The 17,326-nt window shown below is 67.0% G+C and carries 15 protein-coding genes; 12 read left to right on the top strand and 3 right to left on the bottom strand.

Translation table 11 applies throughout. The features are described 5' to 3' along the window. The first annotated feature begins 1 nt into the window (after position 1). Positions 2–370 (top strand): TfoX/Sxy family protein, encoded by a 369-nt coding sequence (locus ACUYV6_RS09200; protein ID WP_449278363.1) that lies wholly within the window; start codon positions 2–4, stop codon positions 368–370. 28 nt (positions 371–398) lie between these two features. Beyond that, a complete protein-coding gene (locus ACUYV6_RS09195; RefSeq protein WP_449278362.1) occupies positions 399–1,313 on the top strand; it encodes a 1,4-dihydroxy-2-naphthoyl-CoA synthase in 915 nt (304 codons plus the stop codon). Between the two features lie 212 nt (positions 1,314–1,525). Here ACUYV6_RS09195 and ACUYV6_RS09190 read toward each other — a convergent pair whose 3' ends face one another. Continuing rightward, a complete protein-coding gene (locus tag ACUYV6_RS09190) occupies positions 1,526–2,467 on the bottom strand; it encodes a LysR family transcriptional regulator (RefSeq protein ID WP_449278361.1) in 942 nt (313 codons plus the stop codon). A gap of 202 nt (positions 2,468–2,669) precedes the next feature. Between ACUYV6_RS09190 and ACUYV6_RS09185 the strand changes: the two genes are divergently transcribed. The 7 genes from ACUYV6_RS09185 to ACUYV6_RS09155 all read left to right on the top strand — a co-directional run bounded on the left by ACUYV6_RS09185 (position 2,670) and on the right by ACUYV6_RS09155 (position 10,386). Further along, complete coding sequence (locus tag ACUYV6_RS09185; RefSeq protein ID WP_449278360.1) at positions 2,670–3,401, top strand: SDR family NAD(P)-dependent oxidoreductase; 732 nt, start codon at positions 2,670–2,672, stop codon at positions 3,399–3,401. 123 nt (positions 3,402–3,524) lie between these two features. Continuing rightward, positions 3,525–4,250: an SDR family NAD(P)-dependent oxidoreductase gene (locus ACUYV6_RS09180; RefSeq protein ID WP_449278359.1), complete on the top strand. Its 726-nt coding sequence runs from the start codon at positions 3,525–3,527 to the stop codon at positions 4,248–4,250. Positions 4,251–4,263: 13 nt separating this feature from the next. Continuing rightward, positions 4,264–5,172 (top strand): aspartate/glutamate racemase family protein, encoded by a 909-nt coding sequence (locus ACUYV6_RS09175; protein WP_449278358.1) that lies wholly within the window; start codon positions 4,264–4,266, stop codon positions 5,170–5,172. A 270-nt stretch (positions 5,173–5,442) separates the two neighbouring features. Next, on the top strand, positions 5,443–6,732 hold the full coding sequence (locus ACUYV6_RS09170) for a flavin-containing monooxygenase (RefSeq protein ID WP_449278357.1): 1,290 nt from the start codon (positions 5,443–5,445) through the stop codon (positions 6,730–6,732). A 143-nt stretch (positions 6,733–6,875) separates the two neighbouring features. Further along, positions 6,876–8,048 (top strand): NAD(P)-dependent malic enzyme, encoded by a 1,173-nt coding sequence (locus ACUYV6_RS09165; protein ID WP_449278356.1) that lies wholly within the window; start codon positions 6,876–6,878, stop codon positions 8,046–8,048. A gap of 59 nt (positions 8,049–8,107) precedes the next feature. Next, positions 8,108–9,388: an AMP-binding protein gene (locus ACUYV6_RS09160; RefSeq protein WP_449278355.1), complete on the top strand. Its 1,281-nt coding sequence runs from the start codon at positions 8,108–8,110 to the stop codon at positions 9,386–9,388. A 41-nt stretch (positions 9,389–9,429) separates the two neighbouring features. After that, positions 9,430–10,386, top strand: coding sequence for a 1,4-dihydroxy-2-naphthoate polyprenyltransferase (locus tag ACUYV6_RS09155; RefSeq protein ID WP_449278354.1), 957 nt, complete (start codon positions 9,430–9,432; stop codon positions 10,384–10,386). A 210-nt stretch (positions 10,387–10,596) separates the two neighbouring features. Here ACUYV6_RS09155 and ACUYV6_RS09150 read toward each other — a convergent pair whose 3' ends face one another. Both ACUYV6_RS09150 and ACUYV6_RS09145 read right to left on the bottom strand, forming a co-directional pair. Continuing rightward, a complete protein-coding gene (locus ACUYV6_RS09150; RefSeq protein WP_449278353.1) occupies positions 10,597–11,733 on the bottom strand; it encodes an FAD-dependent oxidoreductase in 1,137 nt (378 codons plus the stop codon). A 106-nt stretch (positions 11,734–11,839) separates the two neighbouring features. Beyond that, a complete protein-coding gene (locus tag ACUYV6_RS09145; RefSeq protein ID WP_449278352.1) occupies positions 11,840–12,244 on the bottom strand; it encodes a DUF4229 domain-containing protein in 405 nt (134 codons plus the stop codon). 226 nt (positions 12,245–12,470) lie between these two features. Here ACUYV6_RS09145 and ACUYV6_RS09140 point away from each other — a divergent pair, with 226 nt between their 5' ends. The 3 genes from ACUYV6_RS09140 to menD are packed head-to-tail and all read left to right on the top strand — an operon-like array spanning position 12,471 to position 17,282. Continuing rightward, positions 12,471–14,828 carry an FdhF/YdeP family oxidoreductase gene (locus tag ACUYV6_RS09140; protein WP_449278351.1) on the top strand — a complete coding sequence of 786 codons (2,358 nt, stop codon included), beginning with the start codon at positions 12,471–12,473 and terminating at the stop codon, positions 14,826–14,828. A gap of 49 nt (positions 14,829–14,877) precedes the next feature. Next, positions 14,878–15,402, top strand: coding sequence for a PLDc N-terminal domain-containing protein (locus ACUYV6_RS09135; protein WP_449278350.1), 525 nt, complete (start codon positions 14,878–14,880; stop codon positions 15,400–15,402). Continuing rightward, entirely contained in the window at positions 15,399–17,282 is a 1,884-nt protein-coding gene (gene menD / locus ACUYV6_RS09130) for a 2-succinyl-5-enolpyruvyl-6-hydroxy-3-cyclohexene-1-carboxylic-acid synthase (RefSeq protein WP_449278349.1), read from the top strand. Before ACUYV6_RS09135 ends, menD begins: the two co-directional genes overlap by 4 nt. Positions 17,283–17,326: the final 44 nt, after the last annotated feature.

Genomic DNA, 17,326 nt, shown 5'->3' with positions numbered 1-17,326 from the left:
TATGAGTACGCGAGCCGAGACCGTCGAATTCTTGCTCGACCAGCTGAGCGCGCTGCCGACAGTGCGCACCCGCATGATGTTCGGCGAGTACTGCGTGTACCTCGACGACAAGCCGGTTGCGTTCGTGTGCGATGACGAGCTGTTCGTGAAGCCGACAGACGCCGGGCGCGCCTACATCGGTGTGCCCGATGAGGCTCCTGCGTACCCCGGTTCCAAGCTGTACTTCAGGGTGTCTGGCGACCGATGGGAGGATCGCGACTGGCTCACGGGTCTCATCGACCTGACGGCCGCGGAACTGCCGGCACCGAAGCCGAAGAAGTCGAAGAAGACCAAGAATCCGGTGAGCACGAAGCGACCGCAGGCGCAGTAGCGGCCCGCGCGCCGAATAGGGTGGAACCATGACAACGCCGGTTTCCGACATCTTCGACGCCGCCGAGTGGGAGACCGCTCCCGGGGCCGAGACCTATACCGATATCACCTCGCACTTGAGTCGTGACGGACGCATCGCGCGCATCGCCTTCGACCGCCCCGAGGTGCGCAACGCCTTTCGACCGCACACCGTCGACGAACTCTACGACGCGCTCGAGCGGGCACGCGTGAACCCGCGCGTCGGCGTCGTGCTGCTGACCGGCAACGGCCCGAGCGCCAAAGACGGCGGCTGGGCGTTCTGCTCCGGCGGCGATCAGCGGATCCGTGGACGTGACGGCTACAAATACAGCGATTCAGAGACCGCCGTGGGGCCTGAGGCCACGGCTCGAGCCGGACGGCTGCACATCCTCGAGGTGCAGCGTCTGATCCGCTTCATGCCCAAGGTGGTTATCGCCCTCGTTCCGGGGTGGGCGGCGGGCGGCGGGCACTCGCTGAACGTGGTCTGCGACCTGTCGATCGCCTCGCAAGAGAATGCGCGCTTCAAGCAGACCGACGCTGACGTGGGATCCTTCGACGCCGGCTACGGCAGCGCCTACTTCGCCCGGCAGATCGGGCAGAAGAACGCCCGCGAGGTCTTCTTCCTCGCCCGGGAGTACTCGGCGCAGCGTGCATACGAGATGGGCGCGGTGAACGCGGTCGTGCCGCACGCCGAGCTCGAGGCGACCGGCATAGAGTGGGCGCGCGAGATCCTCGGCAAGTCACCGACCGCGATCCGCATGCTGAAGTACGCGTTCAACGCTGTCGACGACGGACTCGTGGGGCAGCAGCTGTTCGCCGGCGAGACCACCCGTCTCGCGTACGGCACCGACGAGGCGGTTGAGGGGCGCGACTCGTTCCTCGAGAAGCGAGACCCCGACTGGTCGCCGTTCCCGTACCACTACTGAGCGACCCACCTGCCGCTTCGGGTATGCAGCGCCTCGTGCCGCGCATTCGCGTCCGTCCATCGGCGGTTCGGCTGACGCAGAGTGTGATCAACGATCGGCTTTGATCACACTCTGCGCCAGCTGAGAAGGGGAGAGGCGGAGCGATACCCACCGCCGTGATCCCGATCGCGGTGATTCCACCGCCGTGATCCCACCGCGGTGATCCCGCTCGCTCAGCGAGGCAGCGGCTGCATGGCCGCGAGCTGCCGCAACAGACGGTGCGCGATCTGCATGAACTCGCCGGTCGCAGGTGAGACGCCGCCGCCCTTGCGCGTGATGAACGCGTAGTGCTCTTCGAGCACGGGGGTCACCGGAGCCCAGTGCAAACCCTGCTCCTCGATGGTCGAGCGGGCGACGTGATACGAGACGAACGTGTCGCCGAGCCCTTCGGCCGCGAGTTGCAGGGCGTGCGTCTGGAATTCGACTTCGACGGCGGGTTCGAGCGACTTCCCGGCTCGCTGCGCGCGTTCGAGCAGCGTCACTCGCAGTGGGTCGGTCATCGCCCAGCTGGTCTCGGAGAGGATGAGCGGGCGATCGGGCAGTGAGCTGATGTCGAGTCGCCCGTCGACGAGGTGCTCCTCGGGAATCGGGTCTCGCGACACGTACACGACGTGGTCGACGAACATCGTCGGGCTGACCTGCAGCCCGCGGTCGTCGACGGGCAGCTGCACGATGCCCGCCTCGATGGCGCCGTCGCGCACCTGCTCGGCGACGCCTGAAGAGTTCGCACCGAGGATCTGGATCTGCACTCCCGGCCGCACCGCGCGGAACTCGCGGACGAGGTCGGTGAGCAGGTACAGGTGCGCACTGTTGAAGGTGCCGAAGGTGACCCGGCCGGATTCGACCGTGCGCAGGCGACGACTCCACTCGGAGAGTTCGCGCACGCTCATGAGCGATTGCTCGGCTTGGGGCAGGAGCTGCCTGCCGGCATCGGTGAGCTGCAGCCCTCGCGAGGTGCGGGTAAAGAGCGGTACTCCGAGGGTCTGCTCGAGTTGTCCGATCTGCTCGGAGAGGCTCGGTTGCGCGATGCGATGCTCGGTCGCGGCGCCGGCGAAGGTGCCTACGCGCGCGGCGGTGACGAAGTATTCGAGCTGTCTGATCGTGGGGAGTGCCATGTGCGCCTTCCTGCTCCGATGCGGCGATGAGATCTTGCCGGATCACCCGTTCTCAGGGCGACAGCAGATCATACTAGGAAAAACCTTGAGCAAGCAAAGATCAATAAGTCTTGTCCTGGAATCTCGGACGCTGCTCCAATGGAGATCAGAGCCGCGGGCGCGGCACCAGCGGCGAGCGCGCCGAACCTGAGAGAGGCAGAACATGACGGAGAACAGCACGCGGACGATCGTGGTGACGGGGGCGGCATCGGGCATGGGCCAGGCGACCGCCGAACTCTTCCTGCAGGAGGGGTGGAACGTCATCGCCGTTGATATCGTCGCACCCGACGCCGCTCAGGTAGGAGGCGCCGCAGCCGGCAATTTCGTACCCGCCGTTGCCGATGTGCGATCCCGAGTCTCGGTCGAGGAGGCGCTCGCCGCAGCGCTCCCCGAGGGCGGCCGAATCGACGCCGTCGCGAACATCGCGGGCGTCTACCCTCCGACCACGCTCGACAGCTATGACGAAGAGACCTACCGACGCATCTTCGACATCAACGTCTTCGGCGTCGTCAACGTGATCGCAGCCGCACGCCCGTACATGGGTGAAGGATCGGCCGTCGTGAATTTCGCCTCGGTCGATGCCTTCGAGGTGTCGCGCGGGCAGCTGTTCTATGGCGCTTCGAAGTCCGCCGTGGTCATGCTCACCAAGTCACTCGCACTCGAGCTCGCGCCGGCCGGTATTCGCGTGAACGGCATCGCCCCCGGATGGGTTGCGACGCCGGGCAATGCCGCAACGGGACGCATGGCCGAAGTCGTGCCGACGATTCCGGTGGGCCGGGTCGCCGAGCCGAAGGAGATCGCCGACTGGGTGCTGCTGCTCGCATCGCCCCGCTTCACGAGCTTTCTGACCGGTGAGACGATCACGATCTCAGGCGGTGCAGTGATCCGACAGTAGCCGCAGATCCGGCAGTAACCCGCATCTCGTTTGCCAGCACCGCCGCATTCGCACCTGCACTCGCAACTGCACCTGCAGCGCCCATCACCAGCACCACCACTCAGAACGTAAGGACCCATCACCATGAACTCCGAATACACCGTCGTCGTCACCGGCGCAGCGCGCGGCCAGGGAGCCGCCCATGCCTCACTCCTCGCCAAGCCCGGCGTGCGGGTGATCCTCACCGACCTGCTCGACGAGGAAGGCGAGCAGACCGCTGCCGCGCTGCGCGCCGCCGGAGCCGATGCGCACTACCGTCACCTCGACGTGTCGAGTGAGGACGACTGGGCGAAGCTCGCCGAGGAGTTGGCCGGCAGCGACGCCCCGCTCACCGGGCTGGTCAACAACGCCGGCATCCTGCGCTTCTCGTCGCTCGAAGAGACTTCCCTCGACCTGTGGAAGCTGCACGAGCGCGTCAATGTGCACGGCACGTTCCTGGGCATCCGGGCGCTCGCGCCGATCATGGTGGAGAACGGCAAGGGGGCGATCGTGAATGTCGCCTCGACCGCCGCACTCGTGGGCTCCGCGGGATACGGCGCCTACTCGGCCTCGAAGGCGGCGATCATCGCGCTCACCAAGGTCGCAGCGAAGGAGTATGCCCCGGCCGTGCGCGTGAACGTGATCTGCCCGGGAGGCGTCTCGACGCCGATGAACGACTTCGAGCCCGTCGGTGGCTCGTCGAGCGGCACCCCGATGGGTCGCCGTGCACAGGTCGAAGAGATCTCCCCGCTCATCGAATACCTGCTCAGCGACCGCGCCTCGTTCGTCACCGGGTCGTCGATGACGATCGACGGCGGCCTCACCGCGTAGTCGGGCTCGAGCGATGAGCGCCACGCAGACCCTGCCGATACTCACCTGGGTCGAGGCCACGGCCGGAAACCCGCGCCACCAGCGACTCTGGGACTACTTGCGTCGGGAAGTCGAGGCGCTCGCCGCTGGTCGCGCCGAGATCGACTTCGTCCATCTGCCGACGGTCACGGGTGGCATCCGCACTCCTGCGAACCGGCTCATGAACGACACGGCAGTGCTTGCCGCGGCGCTCGATCGTGCTTATCCAGACCGTGCGTTTCCGGATCGCGCGTACTCCGCTGACGACGGCCGACTCTCCGATGCGACGGTGATCGGCTGTTGGGGTGCGCCGACCGAGGTCGTGCGGGCGGCTCTGAACGGGCCGGATCGCCGCATCCCCGTGACGAGTCTCCCGGATGCGGCGGCCCGGCTGATGGGCAGCCTCGCCAGGAAGGCCGTCGTGGTGACGGTTTCGCCGGCGCTGGTTCCGATCTTCGAGGACGATCTGCGCAGGCTTCAGGCGGCGGGCTTCCATGAGGCCACTCCGGTGCGCGCCTACGATCCGGAGTCGACTCACGACGATCTCGTGGATGCGCTCGACGACCCCAGCGCAATGATCGCCCGTTTCGATGCGGTGGCCCGACGTGCGGTCGAGGAGGACGGGGCCGATGCGATCGTCGTCGGCTGCGGCTATCTGGCTCCTATCTTCACTGGCGCCGGCTACACGCATGTGGGAGACCACCCAGACGTGCCGGTGATCGACTGCAGTCGACTCGCGATGGAGCACGCGCTCCTGCTGCTCGAACTCGAGGGGCGTGGGATCGGCGCGACCTCGGGCGCGTTCCCGCCGCCTCGCGGTCCGCAGTTCGACGCGCTTCGTGCCGCGGCCGCTCGGCTCGGAGGAGGCGAGCTGCTCTCGGGGCGTTCCGCTGGCGCAGATTGAGGTCACAACGCGACCTTGAGCTACATCTGCGCCAGCGGAACGTTCTGGCGCCTGCTCTGGGAGACGGACGGCGGGAAAGGATCCGGCGATCCCCCACCGGCAATAGGAAAAACCTAGAGCGATTCCATCAAAACGAGTCTTTTCCTGTTGACTGAGCTGGCGTAACTTCGAATCAACGGCGAGAACGGTCCGCGCGGGGCCGATCCTCAACAGAATGACAGCACTCACCCGCAGCCGGGGCACCGACCGCGAAGACCACGAAGGAGCATCATGACCACCTACTGCATCATCGGCGGCGGCGCCGCAGGCATGGGCGCGCTGCAGCAGCTGCTGAAAGCCGGATTCGACGTCGACTGCTACGAGAAGAGCGACAAGGTCGGCGGCCACTGGCAGCACGACTACGACGCGCTGCACCTCATCACCTCGCGCGACATGACGCACTTCGAGGACTTCCCGATGCCGGCCGACTACCCGCACTTCCCGAGCCGCAAGCAGGTCGTCGCCTACCTCGAGTCCTTCGCGAAGGCGCAGGGGTACTACGACAAGATCCAGTTCAACACCGCAGTCGAGTCGGTCGACCCGATCGAGACCGACGGCCCCGTCGGCTCGGCCGGCTGGCGGGTCACCCTCAGCACCGGTGAGACCAAGGAATACGACGGCGTGCTCATCGCCAACGGGCACCTCTGGGACCAGAAGGTGCCGAACTTCCCCGGTGAGTTCACTGGCAAGACGATCCACTCGGGGTCGTACAAGAACACCCGCGACATCGAGGGCGACCGCGTACTCGTCGTCGGTGTCGGCAACTCCGGCTGCGATCTCGCAGTCGATGCCGCGCAGAACCACTTCGCGACCGACATCGTGATGCGCGAGGGCACCCACTTCCAGCCCAAGATGTACTTCGGGGTGCCGCGTCAGGAGGTGCCGTGGCTCGCGCAGTTCTCGCCCGAGGAGCAGGACTTCCTGGCGCGCATGCTGGCCAAGGTGTCGGTCGGTGAGGCGAAGAACTACCCGGGCATGCCCGCGCCGAAGGCGCACACCCTCGCCGAGGGTCGGGCCGTCGTCAACACGCTTCTGCCGTACTGGATCCACCACGGCCGCATCGGCATCGTTCCCGGCATCGAGCGCTTCGAGGGCAAGACGGTCCACTTCTCCGATGGATCCTCCAAGGAGTACGACACCATCCTCTGGGCGACGGGCTTCCACGCGAGCGTGCCGTTCGTCGACAGCTCCCTCGTCGAGCGCAGCAACGGTGTGCCGCTGCGCTACGCGGCGGGGATCGTGCCGAAGGGGCTCGAGAAGCTCTACTACATCGGCATGTCGGCTCCGCGCGGCCCGCAGATTCCCGTCTACGGCACGCAGGCGAAGCGCGTCGTCGAGATGATCAAGATTCACGAGGCCGCGCCCGACGGCTTTGCTCCGGTGCAGGCGTATCTCGCCGGTCTTCAGGAAGCGAATGACGTGATCGACATCGTTCGCGTCGTATGGGAAGATCAGCTGGTAGACACCGATCGACTGCTCGCGGCTTACAAGTCGGCCGCCGAGAGCACTCGCGCAGCGTAACGCCGACCCCGCGATACGTGACGCGGGACCCAAGCAACGCAGACACGCAGATGCAGTGGGCGAAGGCCGGCTCGTGATCGACGCCGCCCGTGCCCACTGCATCTGCATCTTACGGACCGACCCCGAATGAGAGGCCCTCGCCAATGACCGGAACACCCGCGGATAACGCAGCGATCACCGAGCAGGAGATTTTCGAGAAGCACGTCGGAGGCAAGCTCTCCGTCGAGCTCAAGCAGCCTCTCGATTCCAAGCGCGACCTCTCCATCGCGTACACGCCCGGTGTTGCTCAGGTGAGCCGCGCGATCCACAACGATCCGGAGCTCGCGAAGACGCACACCTGGGCCTCCCGTCTCGTAGCGGTCGTCTCCGACGGTACGGCGGTGCTCGGCCTCGGCAACATCGGCCCCAGCGCCTCGCTGCCGGTCATGGAGGGCAAGAGCGCGCTCTTCAAGCGCTTCGCCGGCCTCGACTCGATCCCGATCGTGCTCGACACGAACGATGTTGACGAGATCGTCGACACCATGGTCAGGATCGCCCCCAGCTTCGGCGCGATCAACCTCGAAGACGTGTCGGCGCCGCGCTGCTTCGAGCTCGAGCGTCGCCTCATCGAGGCGCTCGATATGCCCGTCATGCACGACGATCAGCACGGCACCGCGATCGTGGTGCTCGCCGCGCTCCTGAACGCGGCCAAGGTCGTCGACAAGCCGATCGAGAGCCTGAAGGTCGTCGTGAACGGTGCAGGCGCCGCCGGCGTCGCGGTCACCGAGATGCTGCTCGGCGCCGGCGTTTCCGACGTCGTGGTCGTCGATTCGACCGGCATCATCGAGCCGAGTCGCGAAGCGCTGCCCGCGACGAAGAAGGACCTCGCCGATCGCACCAACCCGCGCGGACTCACCGGCGGCATCGAGGAGGCCATGAACGGCGCCGACGCATTCGTCGGCGTCTCCCTGGCGCAGATCCCCGAGAAGATCGTGGAGACCATGGCCGAGGGCTCGATCATCTTCGCGCTGTCGAACCCGGACCCCGAGATCCACCCGGAGGTCGCGCACCGCCACGCATCCGTTGTGGCAACCGGACGCAGCGACTTCCCGAACCAGATCAACAATGTGCTCGCCTTCCCCGGCATCTTCCGGGGAGCGCTCGACAACGGCGCGCGCCGCATCACCCAGAAGATGAAGCTCGCGGCGGCAGAGGCGATCGCAGGCCTCGTGGGCGACGACCTGTCGGCCGAGTACATCGTGCCGAGCCCGCTCGACGAGCGCGTAGCCCCCGCAGTCGCCGACGCCGTCGGTGCGGCGAGCCGCGAATCGGAGTAGACGAACACGGGCTGCCGGGCCAGGGGAAAACTCTCCGGGCCCGGCAGTACCCTGGTGGAATGAATACTCCTCCCGGGCTCCGAGCCGTTCCGGTGAACGATCGGGCGTGGCTGCTCGCCGCGCTCACCGATGCGCTCGACGGCCGCATCCCCGTGCTCCCGACGGCCGAGGGCGTTGATCCCGAGATCATTGCCGATCTGCAGCAGACTGCGCTGCCCGACGGTACCGCGGTCGTGATCCGCACCTCCGGGTCGAGCGGCGTGCCCAAGTCCGTGGCGCTGTCCGCCGAGGCGCTGCGGGCAAGTGCCGAGGCGACGCATGAGACTCTCGGCGGCCCCGGGCAATGGCTTGTCGCGCTTCCCGGGCATCTGATCTCAGGGCTGCAGATGCTCGTGCGGAGCATCGTTGCAGGCATCGACCCGGTCTTTGTGGTCGGATCCGACCCGGAGGCGTTCTTCGCAGCGGCTGATCGGATGGAAGCTCCTCGCCGATACGTCTCGCTCGTGCCCGTGCAGCTCAGCCGACTGCTTGATCACGCTGAAGCCGCCAACGCCGCCGGCGACCGAGCCGCGCTCGAGACGTTGCAGAGCTTCGACGCCGTGCTCGTCGGCGGGCAAGCCATCACACTCGAACTGCGCCGCTGTGCCCACGAGCACGGCATCGAGCTGCGCCGCAGCTACGGCATGACCGAAACCTCCGGCGGTTGCGTTTACGACGGCGTCGAGATCGGCGATACGCGCGTGCGCGTGCGTGACGGCGAGGTTCAGCTGGCCGGCACAGCGCTGGCCCTCGGATACGTCGGCGATCCGGAACTGACCGACGCGCGCTTCATCGATGATCAGGGCACCCGCTGGTACCGTACGGGTGATGCCGGATCGCTGCTCGGCGGCATGCTGACGGTGACCGGACGCCTCGACCGCGTCGTCATCTCCGGTGGAGTCAACGTGTCGCTCGACGAGGTCGAGCGAGTCGTGCGCGAGTTCCCGGGGTGGGGGAGCGCGGTCGCGCTCGGTATGAGCGACCCCGAATGGGGGGAGCGCCCGGCGCTCGCGGTCGAGATCGAGGGCGGTGCTGCGGCCTTCGACGATGTGCGTGCGGCCGTGCAGGATCGGCTCGGCGCCGCCGCGGCCCCGCTGTGGGCGACAGAGACCGAACAGCTGCCGAGGCTCGCGGGCGGCAAGCCCGACCTGCAGGCGATCGAGGAGTGGTTGCGGCGGCTGCGCTCGAGCTTCAGTGAGATTCGCGGCACCGGCCGGCACGGTGTTGCCGACGACGGATCGGCTGGAGTCGATACGGATCGGCCGCAGCAGGAACCGCGGCGGGCCCGGCACGGTGCGTAGTAGTAGACAGCGAGAAGTAACGACAGTGAGTAGGAGTGACCGTGAGCAAGCCCACCGATAGGCGCAGGTCGGGAAACCCCGCGGTGCGGGCCGCGGCGGAGCGGCAGACCGCCGCCGGAGCGCCGCCGCGCATCACCTGGCGCAACTGGGTGGGCGGTGCGCGCCTGCGCACCCTGCCGCTCGCCGTGGCACCCGTCGCGGCAGGCGCCGGCATCGCGCACATGGTGCGTGACTTCTCCTGGCCGCTGACGCTGCTCGCGCTCGCAGTCGCGACCTTCTTGCAGATCGGCGTGAACTACGCGAACGACTACTCTGACGGAGTGCGCGGCACCGACGAATTCCGAGTGGGGCCTGCACGACTCACCGGCTCCGGACTGGTCAACCCCAAACGGGTGCTCGCAACGGCGCTCGTGTTCTTCGCGCTCGCTGCGGTTGCCGGGTTCGTCGCCGTGCTGCTCAGCGAGCGCTGGTGGTTCCTCGCACTCGGCGTGATCGCGATCATCGCCGCCTGGTTCTACACGGGAGGAAAGCGCCCCTACGGCTACGCCGGCCTCGGCGAGGTAGTCGTCTTCATCTTCTTCGGCCTCGTCGCCACAGTCGGAACCGTCTACCTGCAAACCGACATCGAGACGCAGGAGCCCTGGGTTGCAGGGGCCGGCGTCGGGCTCTTCGCAGTCGCGGTGCTCGTCGTCAACAACCTGCGTGACATCCCGACCGACCGCTTGGCGGGCAAGAAGACCCTCGCCGTGCGCATCGGAGACCGTGCGACACGGATCCTCTATGTCCTCTGCCTGCTGTTGCCGTTCGCGGTACCGGCGATCTACTGGATCTTCCATCCCGGCATGGTGCTCGCGCTCATGGTGCTGCTCGTCGCGATCCCCTGCTGCATCATCGTGCTGACGGCGAAGACCGCGCGCGAGCTGATCCTCGCCCTCGGATTGACGAGTCTCGCCGCGCTCGCATACGGCGTCACGATCGGGCTCGCCTTCGCGTTCTAGCTGGGCGGGTCTTGCGGGCGGGCGTTACCGGGCCTGCCTGAGCCGGCCTGCATGTCGCCACGGGCGATCTCGGGCGCCGCTATCCGGGGTGTCGCGATCCTGCGAGACAAGCCTTGTTGTTGCTTCCAGTCGCTGAAGCAACAACGAGGCTCATCTCGGCAATGAAGATTGGGGCGGCGGGTCTGCCCGGGCCCGTGAGATCGCTCGGGATCAGCGGTGCGCGTCGAGGCGGAACCGCTCGGGCGGGAGTGCCGTTCCCAGCGCGGCATCCGCAAGCACGCGGCCGATTGCCGGCACGAACTTGAATCCCTCGCCAGCGAAGCCCGCTCCCACGGTCACGCGACCGACGCGGTCAAGCACGAACTGGCCGCGTTCGGAGGTCGTGTAGGTGCAGCTGATCTCTTCCGCGGAATCAGGATCGAGCCCCGGGAAGAACTTCTCGACGTAGTCGCGCAGTTCGGCTCGACGCTCGTCGCTGCCGCGGAAGCTCCGCCCATCGGCCTCGATCTCGGGCCCCACCTTGTGGAAGCCGACCTTGATGCCCTCGCCCGGCGACAGCATGCCGTACACGGGGGCGCCGTAGGTCGCGAGCTGCTCGGGGTTCAGACGGTGCGTGAATGACGGCCAGGCCGCCTCGTGCTCGGCGAACTCGGGCCGTACCTGGAAGTGCGCGGGGTGCTCCTCGGTGACCGTGAGCCGGGGGAGATCCACGACACCTGCGAGCAGCTGCGAGCTCCAGGCGCCGGCCGTCACCACGATGCCGTCGGCCTCGAAGTAGTCGAAGCCGCCCGACGGGTTCAGCACTGAAACGACCACGCGGTCGTCGCGCACGTCGAATTCGAGCACACGGTGCTCGAAGCGAATGTCTGCTCCGTACTTCTCGGCCTCGGAGGCGAGAGTTTCGAGTACGCGGGACGCCATGATGCGACCGGCCTGCCGGCTCAACGTCACTTCGCCCTCGAAACGCATGCCGGGCCAGCGGCGCGCGGCCTCATCAGCGGACAGCCTCTCGACATCGAAGCCGCGCGCCTCTTGCTGGGCAACCACGGGCAGCACACGCTCGGGATCGCCGTGATTCACGAGGCCGCAGCGCTCGATCAGCCTGGTACCGGTCGTCTCCTCGAGCTCCGAGTAGAGGCCGTTCGCCTCCTCGAAGAGGTCGAGGTAGTCGGGATCGTCGTACCCCGGATTCATGTTGCGGGTCGCGCCGTGCGATGCACCGCGGGTGTGCCCGGCCGCGAAGCGCTCCAGCAGAAGCACCTTGGCGCCGCGCTTCGCGAGGTGCCAGGTCGTCGAAAGCCCCATGGCTCCGCCGCCGATGACGATCTGATCGAAGTGCTGTGCCATGAAGACTCCTCTGTCTGCTCTGTCTAGTCTGCGTGTTTGCGTGGGCGGCCGCGGCTGCGCGTGTGGCGGCGCCTGCGTGGGTAGCTGCGCCTGGGTTGGCGCCGGGCTAACGACCGGTCGGAGGTTCTTCGCCTGAAGCGGCGGGATCCTCACCCGAACCGAGACCATCCCCGGAGGAGGGAGCCTGCTGACTCGTCGCCTCATCGTCGATTCCGGCGGCTCCGGGAGTCTCGTTGCCGACGCGCTCTCGCGTCGGCTTCCCGTCGTCGAGCATCTCGTCTTCGACGATCTCATCCTCGGTGCGGTCGCGATTGCGCCACTCGTAGATGCTCTGTGCTGCGGTCTCTCGCGGCTTCTGCAGGAAGATCACCGAGAGCGAGACGGCCACGAGTGTCGCGGTGATGGCGGCGAGCCACCAGGGCCAGCCGATCGCGTAGAGCACAGCGAAGGGGGCAGCGAAGAGCACGAGCCGTAGCGCGATGTAGACGGTCCAGGCAGTGCGTTGTTTCACGTCGCCGATTCTAATCGCCTCGAGCTGAGCGATCGCGGTTCGCGTCGCACCTGACCTGACTCGACGTGCCCCGACCGACCCCAACTCGATCTGATCTCACCTGACCGGACCTGACGACCCCGACCCGACTGGACCGGCAAGTCCACTTCTCATTGAGTCGACACCGTCATGATTGGTACTGTTCAGGCATTGCAGCACCGGCATGAGAAGGACGAGGGTGTTCACGATGGCACACGTACGCGGACGCCGAGTCGAGTTCGAAGACATCGACGAGAAGAATCTGGAAGTCTCGAAGCCGAAGCGCGCGGCGGCAGGCTTGAAGGCGGTGGCGGTCGCGTTCGAGCGCGGCCTCGAACAGGGTGGCGCGTCGCGCACGGTGCGTTCGATGTACCGGGTGAATCAGCCGAACGGTGTCGACTGCCCCGGTTGCGCATGGCCCGAATCGATCACCGGCGATCGGAAGCGGATCGAGTTCTGCGAGAACGGTGCGAAAGCGCTCGCCGAAGAGAACACGACTCGTGTGGCTTCGCCGCAGTGGTGGGCCGATCATCCCATCTCTGAGCTCGAGGGCAAGACGGACTACTGGCTCGGTCAATCGGGGCGGATCACGCACCCGATGGTGATCCGCGAGGGCGGCACTCACTACGAGCCGATCAGCTGGGCCGAGGCCTACGAGCTCGTCGGCGAGCATGTGCGGGCCACGACCGCCGATCGTTGCGTGTTCTACACGTCGGGACGCACCCCGAACGAGACCGCGTTCATGTACCAGCTGCTGGCGCGGTCGCTCGGCACGAACAACCTGCCCGACTGCTCGAACATGTGCCACGAGTCTTCGGGCGTTGCTCTGCTGCCGACGATCGGCGTCGGCAAGGGCACCGTGTCGCTCGAAGATATTGAGGAAGCCGAGCTCGTCTTCGTCGTCGGGCAGAACCCGGGAACCAACCATCCGCGCATGCTCGGCTCGCTCGTCGAGTGCCGCAAGAACGGTGGAAAGGTCGTTGCGGTGAACCCGCTGCCCGAGGCCGGTCTGCTGCGCTTCAAGGATCCGCAGACGCCGAAGGGGCTGCTGAGCGATGGTGAGCGGGTGAGCGACGAGTATCTGCAGATCAGGGTCGGCGGTGACCAGGCACTGTTCCAGGCGCTGGGGCATCTGCTCCTGCAGAAGGACGCTGAGGATCCGGGCAGCGTGCTCGACCACGACTTCATCGCGTCGGTGACCGAAGGCTTCGAAGCGTATGCGGCCGCCCGCGCCGAGATCGATTGGGATGAGGTCGAGCGGGCCACGGGCCTGCTGCGTGCGGAGATCGAGCACATCGGCGACATGCTGGCCTCCTCGAAGTCCACGATCATCTGCTGGGCGCTGGGCATCACGCAGCAGCCGCACTCGGTCGACACGATCAAAGAGATCGTGAACGTGCTGCTTGCGCAGGGGAACTTCGGGAAGCCCGGTGCCGGCGCCTGCCCGGTGCGCGGTCACTCGAACGTTCAGGGCGACCGGACGTTCGGCATCTGGGAGAAGCCGCGCGAAGACTTCCTGCAGAAGCTCGACGCCGAGTTCGGCATCGATTCGCCGCGGGAGCACGGGTACGACTCGACCGAGGCGATGCGGGCGATGGCCGAGGGCGACGTCGATGTGTTCGTGTCGCTCGGTGGCAACCTCGCCTCGGCCAACTCCGATACGGCGATGATGGAGGCGGGCCTCAAGCGCACCGGCCTGACGGTGCATATCTCGACGAAGCCGAACCGATCGCACGTGGTGCACGGCGGCACCTCGTTGATCCTGCCCACCCTCGGACGCACCGACCGCGATGATCAGCACCCTGACGGCATCCAATTCCTCACCGTCGAGAACTCGATGTCGGTGGTGAGCCGTACGCAGGGCAGGCTGAAGCCGGTTTCGGACCTCTTGCGGAGCGAGCCCACGATTCTTGCGGGGATGGCGCAGGCGATCTTCGGCCCGGAGCACGTGGTCGACTGGCAGGCCATGGCCGACGACTACGACGTGATTCGCGATCACTGCTCGCGTGTGATTCCCGGAACCGAGGACTTCAACGAGCGTGTGAGAACCCGGTACGGCTTCGTGCTGCCGAACGCGCCCCGCGATCGGCGGCAGTTCGAGACCGAGCAGGGTAAGGCTCAGTTCACGGTGCGCGCTCTCGAGTATCTCGAGCCGCCCAAGGGGTACCTGGTGCTGCAGACCATGCGGTCGCACGATCAGTACAACACGACCTATTACGGGTTGGACGACCGCTATCGCGGTGTGTCGGGCGGGCGCCGGGTGATCCTCATTCACCCCGAGGATCTTGCCGAAAGCGGGTTCAGCGGGGAGGAGTACGTCGACGTCGTCTCGGTGCACAAGGGAGCGGAACGACGAGCCGAGAACTTCAAGCTGGTGCCGTACTCGACTCCCCGCGGGTGCGTTGCCGCCTACTACCCCGAGGCGAATCCGCTCGTGCACGAGGACCTGGTTGCCAGGGAGTCGAACACTCCGGGGTTCAAGGCGGTCATGGTCCGTTTTGAACGCCGGGCCGATGCGTCATCCGAGCTCGTGGGAGCGGGTGAGGAGGTCCTTGCGTCGCGCTGAGCGCACGGTACGCATGACCCCCTCAGCGCCCGCCGGGTAGCATTGAGGCATGGTGCGACTGGTGATCATCGGAATCGTCATCGCCGTGGCGTTCACTCTCTACGCGTTGGTGGATGCGGCGATGAGCGATGCGTCGCGGGCGCGCGGTGTTCCGAAGCCCGTCTGGGTCGTGTTGGTCGTCGTACTGCCGGTGATCGGCGGTGTGCTGTGGTTCATGATCGGCAAGGGCTCGCCTGCCCCGGCACGACCGGCTCGTGCACCCGACGACGACCCGCGCTTCTCCGGCACCAGGCTCTCGGAAGCCGACCTCGACGCCCACATGCGTGACCTCGAGGATCGTCTGCGCGAACTCGACGACGAGGTGTTCCCGGGCGAGAGCAGCGCGCAGGGCGAGAGCGGTGCCTCGAATGCCGGCGGTAGGGCAGATACGCCCCCGTCAGCGGCTTCTGATGCCTCGGAGGCGTCCGACGCTGCCGATGTGGATGGTGCTGACGTCGATGCCGACCCGAAGGACGCCGACACGAACGGCACCGGCTCCAGTAATTCTGGGCCGAGCAATACCGACCGACCGTGATTGACGAGAACCCGGTGCCGGCCGGTCTGGTCGCGTCGACTGAGCGGGCTGTGCGACTGCTCGCCGAATTCATCAGGCTCGGTGTGCGCGATGTCGTGGTGTGCCCGGGGTCACGATCGCAGGCTCTGGCGCTCGCCGCCGCGGCGGCGGAACGCGCTGGTGCGCTGCGCGTGCATGTGAGGATCGACGAGCGCAGCGCAGGCTTCTTCGCGCTCGGTGTTGCACGTGAAACCGGTATGCCGGCCCCGATCGTGGTGACCAGCGGCACCGCGGTTGCGAACCTGGTGCCCGCCGCATTCGAGGCGCACGAGGGGCGGGCGCCGATGATCCTGCTCACCGCGGACCGCCCGGCCGAACTTCGGGGCATCCGCAGCAATCAGACCACCCGGCAGGCGGGGATTCTCGGATCGATCGCGCGCCTCTCCCTGGATATTGCCGCAGCTGGCGACGAGGCGACGCCTCAGGACGTCGTCGAGGTCCATATTGAGGAGCAGGCCGCTTCGGCCGTTGCTGCTGCGCGAGGTGCGTACGGGGGCGGTGCGCCTGGGCCGGTCCAGCTGAACGTGGCATTCCGCGAACCGCTTTCGGGGTTCACCGAGGCGGTGACGGAGGCAGCGCCTGTGACAGCGGCAGATGCTGCGACGGACCCGGACGCCAACCCTGACGCCGGCGCAGCCGCACGAGGCGACGCGGAGATCGAAGAGTTCTTCGCACGCTGCGTCGAAGCTCGCGATGCCGATGGCGGAACAGCAAAGGCTGCGGCTGAGAATGCGGGCACCGGTTCGGGCGAGGGGTACGTGCACGATGACGACGCGCTGACCGTTGTCATCGCGGGGGAGGGCGCCGGCCCCGAGGCTGAGGCCTTCGCCCATGCTGCAGGCCTCCCGCTCCTCGCCGAAGTCGTGAGCGGAGCGCGTTTCGGGCGCGAGGCGATCACGGCCTATGCCACCCTCATCGACGACCCGCAGGTCGGGGGGCTCGTGGAACGCGCGATCGTGTTCGGGCATCCGACGCTCACCAGGCAGGTGCCGAGCCTCCTCCGGCGACAGGATGTCGAGGTGATCGTCGTCGACCCCTACGTCGGCGCGGCTGTGGACCACTATGACCCGACCGGCGGAGCGCGGGTCGTCGCATCGGTGAGGACGGCAGACGGTTACGACCCTCGTGTCATGCGCCGGTGGCTCGGCGCCTGGGTCGTTCCGGACCGCGAGTTGCGCGCCGCTCGCACCACCGTGCACGAGCCCGATTTCGAGGCAGCGCTCGCGACCGGGTACAAGGAGCGCAACGCATACGCGCGCGCCGAAGTCGCGGCGATGCGCGAACCGGTGACGCGGGAGCTGCTCGCGGAGAGCGTGTGGCGCGCGACTTGGCCGCACGACCGTCTCGTGCTCGCGGCCTCGCGCCTCGTGCGGGTGCTCGATGGGCTTGCGCCGACGCGGCGGCTCGAGGTGCGCGCCAATCGAGGGCTCGCGGGCATCGATGGCACGATTGCGACGGCGCTCGGTATCGCCGTCGCGAGTCAGTCGGATGACGAGCCTGCGCTCGCGGCCGGCACGACTCGCGTGCTCGTCGGCGATCTGGCGCTGCTGCACGATGTCGGATCACTGTTGCTTGCGGATGGCGAGGAACGACCCCGCATTCAGCTCGTCGTCGGCAACGATGGCGGCGGGACCATCTTCGATGGTCTGGAAGTGGCGGCTTCGGCCGACCGTGCGGCGTTCGAGCGGGTCATGTACACACCGCAGTCGGTCGAGATCGAGAGCCTGGCCTCGGCCTACGGCTGGGAATACCGACGGGTCGAAACCCGGGTGGAACTCGAGCGCCTGTTCACCGCGCCGGTGACGGGGCCGAGTATCGTCGAAGTGCCGCTCGCCCGCTAGGGTGATGTGTGGAAACGGCAGTGACCGGGCCCGCTTCGGCGGGT

The organism is Leucobacter sp. GX24907 (assembly GCF_053567335.1).
This window is presented reverse-complemented; position numbering and strand designations above follow the sequence as displayed.

Excerpts from the sequence above, each read along its gene's own strand:
- ACUYV6_RS09200 (WP_449278363.1), top strand. The coding sequence starts at position 2 with ATGAGTACGCGAGCCGAGACCGTCGAATTCTTGCTCGACCAGCTGAGC.
- ACUYV6_RS09195 (WP_449278362.1), top strand. The coding sequence starts at position 399 with ATGACAACGCCGGTTTCCGACATCTTCGACGCCGCCGAGTGGGAGACC.
- ACUYV6_RS09190 (WP_449278361.1), bottom strand. The coding sequence starts at position 2,467 with ATGGCACTCCCCACGATCAGACAGCTCGAATACTTCGTCACCGCCGCG.
- ACUYV6_RS09185 (WP_449278360.1), top strand. The coding sequence starts at position 2,670 with ATGACGGAGAACAGCACGCGGACGATCGTGGTGACGGGGGCGGCATCG.
- ACUYV6_RS09180 (WP_449278359.1), top strand. The coding sequence starts at position 3,525 with ATGAACTCCGAATACACCGTCGTCGTCACCGGCGCAGCGCGCGGCCAG.
- ACUYV6_RS09175 (WP_449278358.1), top strand. The coding sequence starts at position 4,264 with ATGAGCGCCACGCAGACCCTGCCGATACTCACCTGGGTCGAGGCCACG.
- ACUYV6_RS09170 (WP_449278357.1), top strand. The coding sequence starts at position 5,443 with ATGACCACCTACTGCATCATCGGCGGCGGCGCCGCAGGCATGGGCGCG.
- ACUYV6_RS09165 (WP_449278356.1), top strand. The coding sequence starts at position 6,876 with ATGACCGGAACACCCGCGGATAACGCAGCGATCACCGAGCAGGAGATT.
- ACUYV6_RS09160 (WP_449278355.1), top strand. The coding sequence starts at position 8,108 with ATGAATACTCCTCCCGGGCTCCGAGCCGTTCCGGTGAACGATCGGGCG.
- ACUYV6_RS09150 (WP_449278353.1), bottom strand. The coding sequence starts at position 11,733 with ATGGCACAGCACTTCGATCAGATCGTCATCGGCGGCGGAGCCATGGGG.
- ACUYV6_RS09140 (WP_449278351.1), top strand. The coding sequence starts at position 12,471 with ATGGCACACGTACGCGGACGCCGAGTCGAGTTCGAAGACATCGACGAG.
- ACUYV6_RS09135 (WP_449278350.1), top strand. The coding sequence starts at position 14,878 with ATGGTGCGACTGGTGATCATCGGAATCGTCATCGCCGTGGCGTTCACT.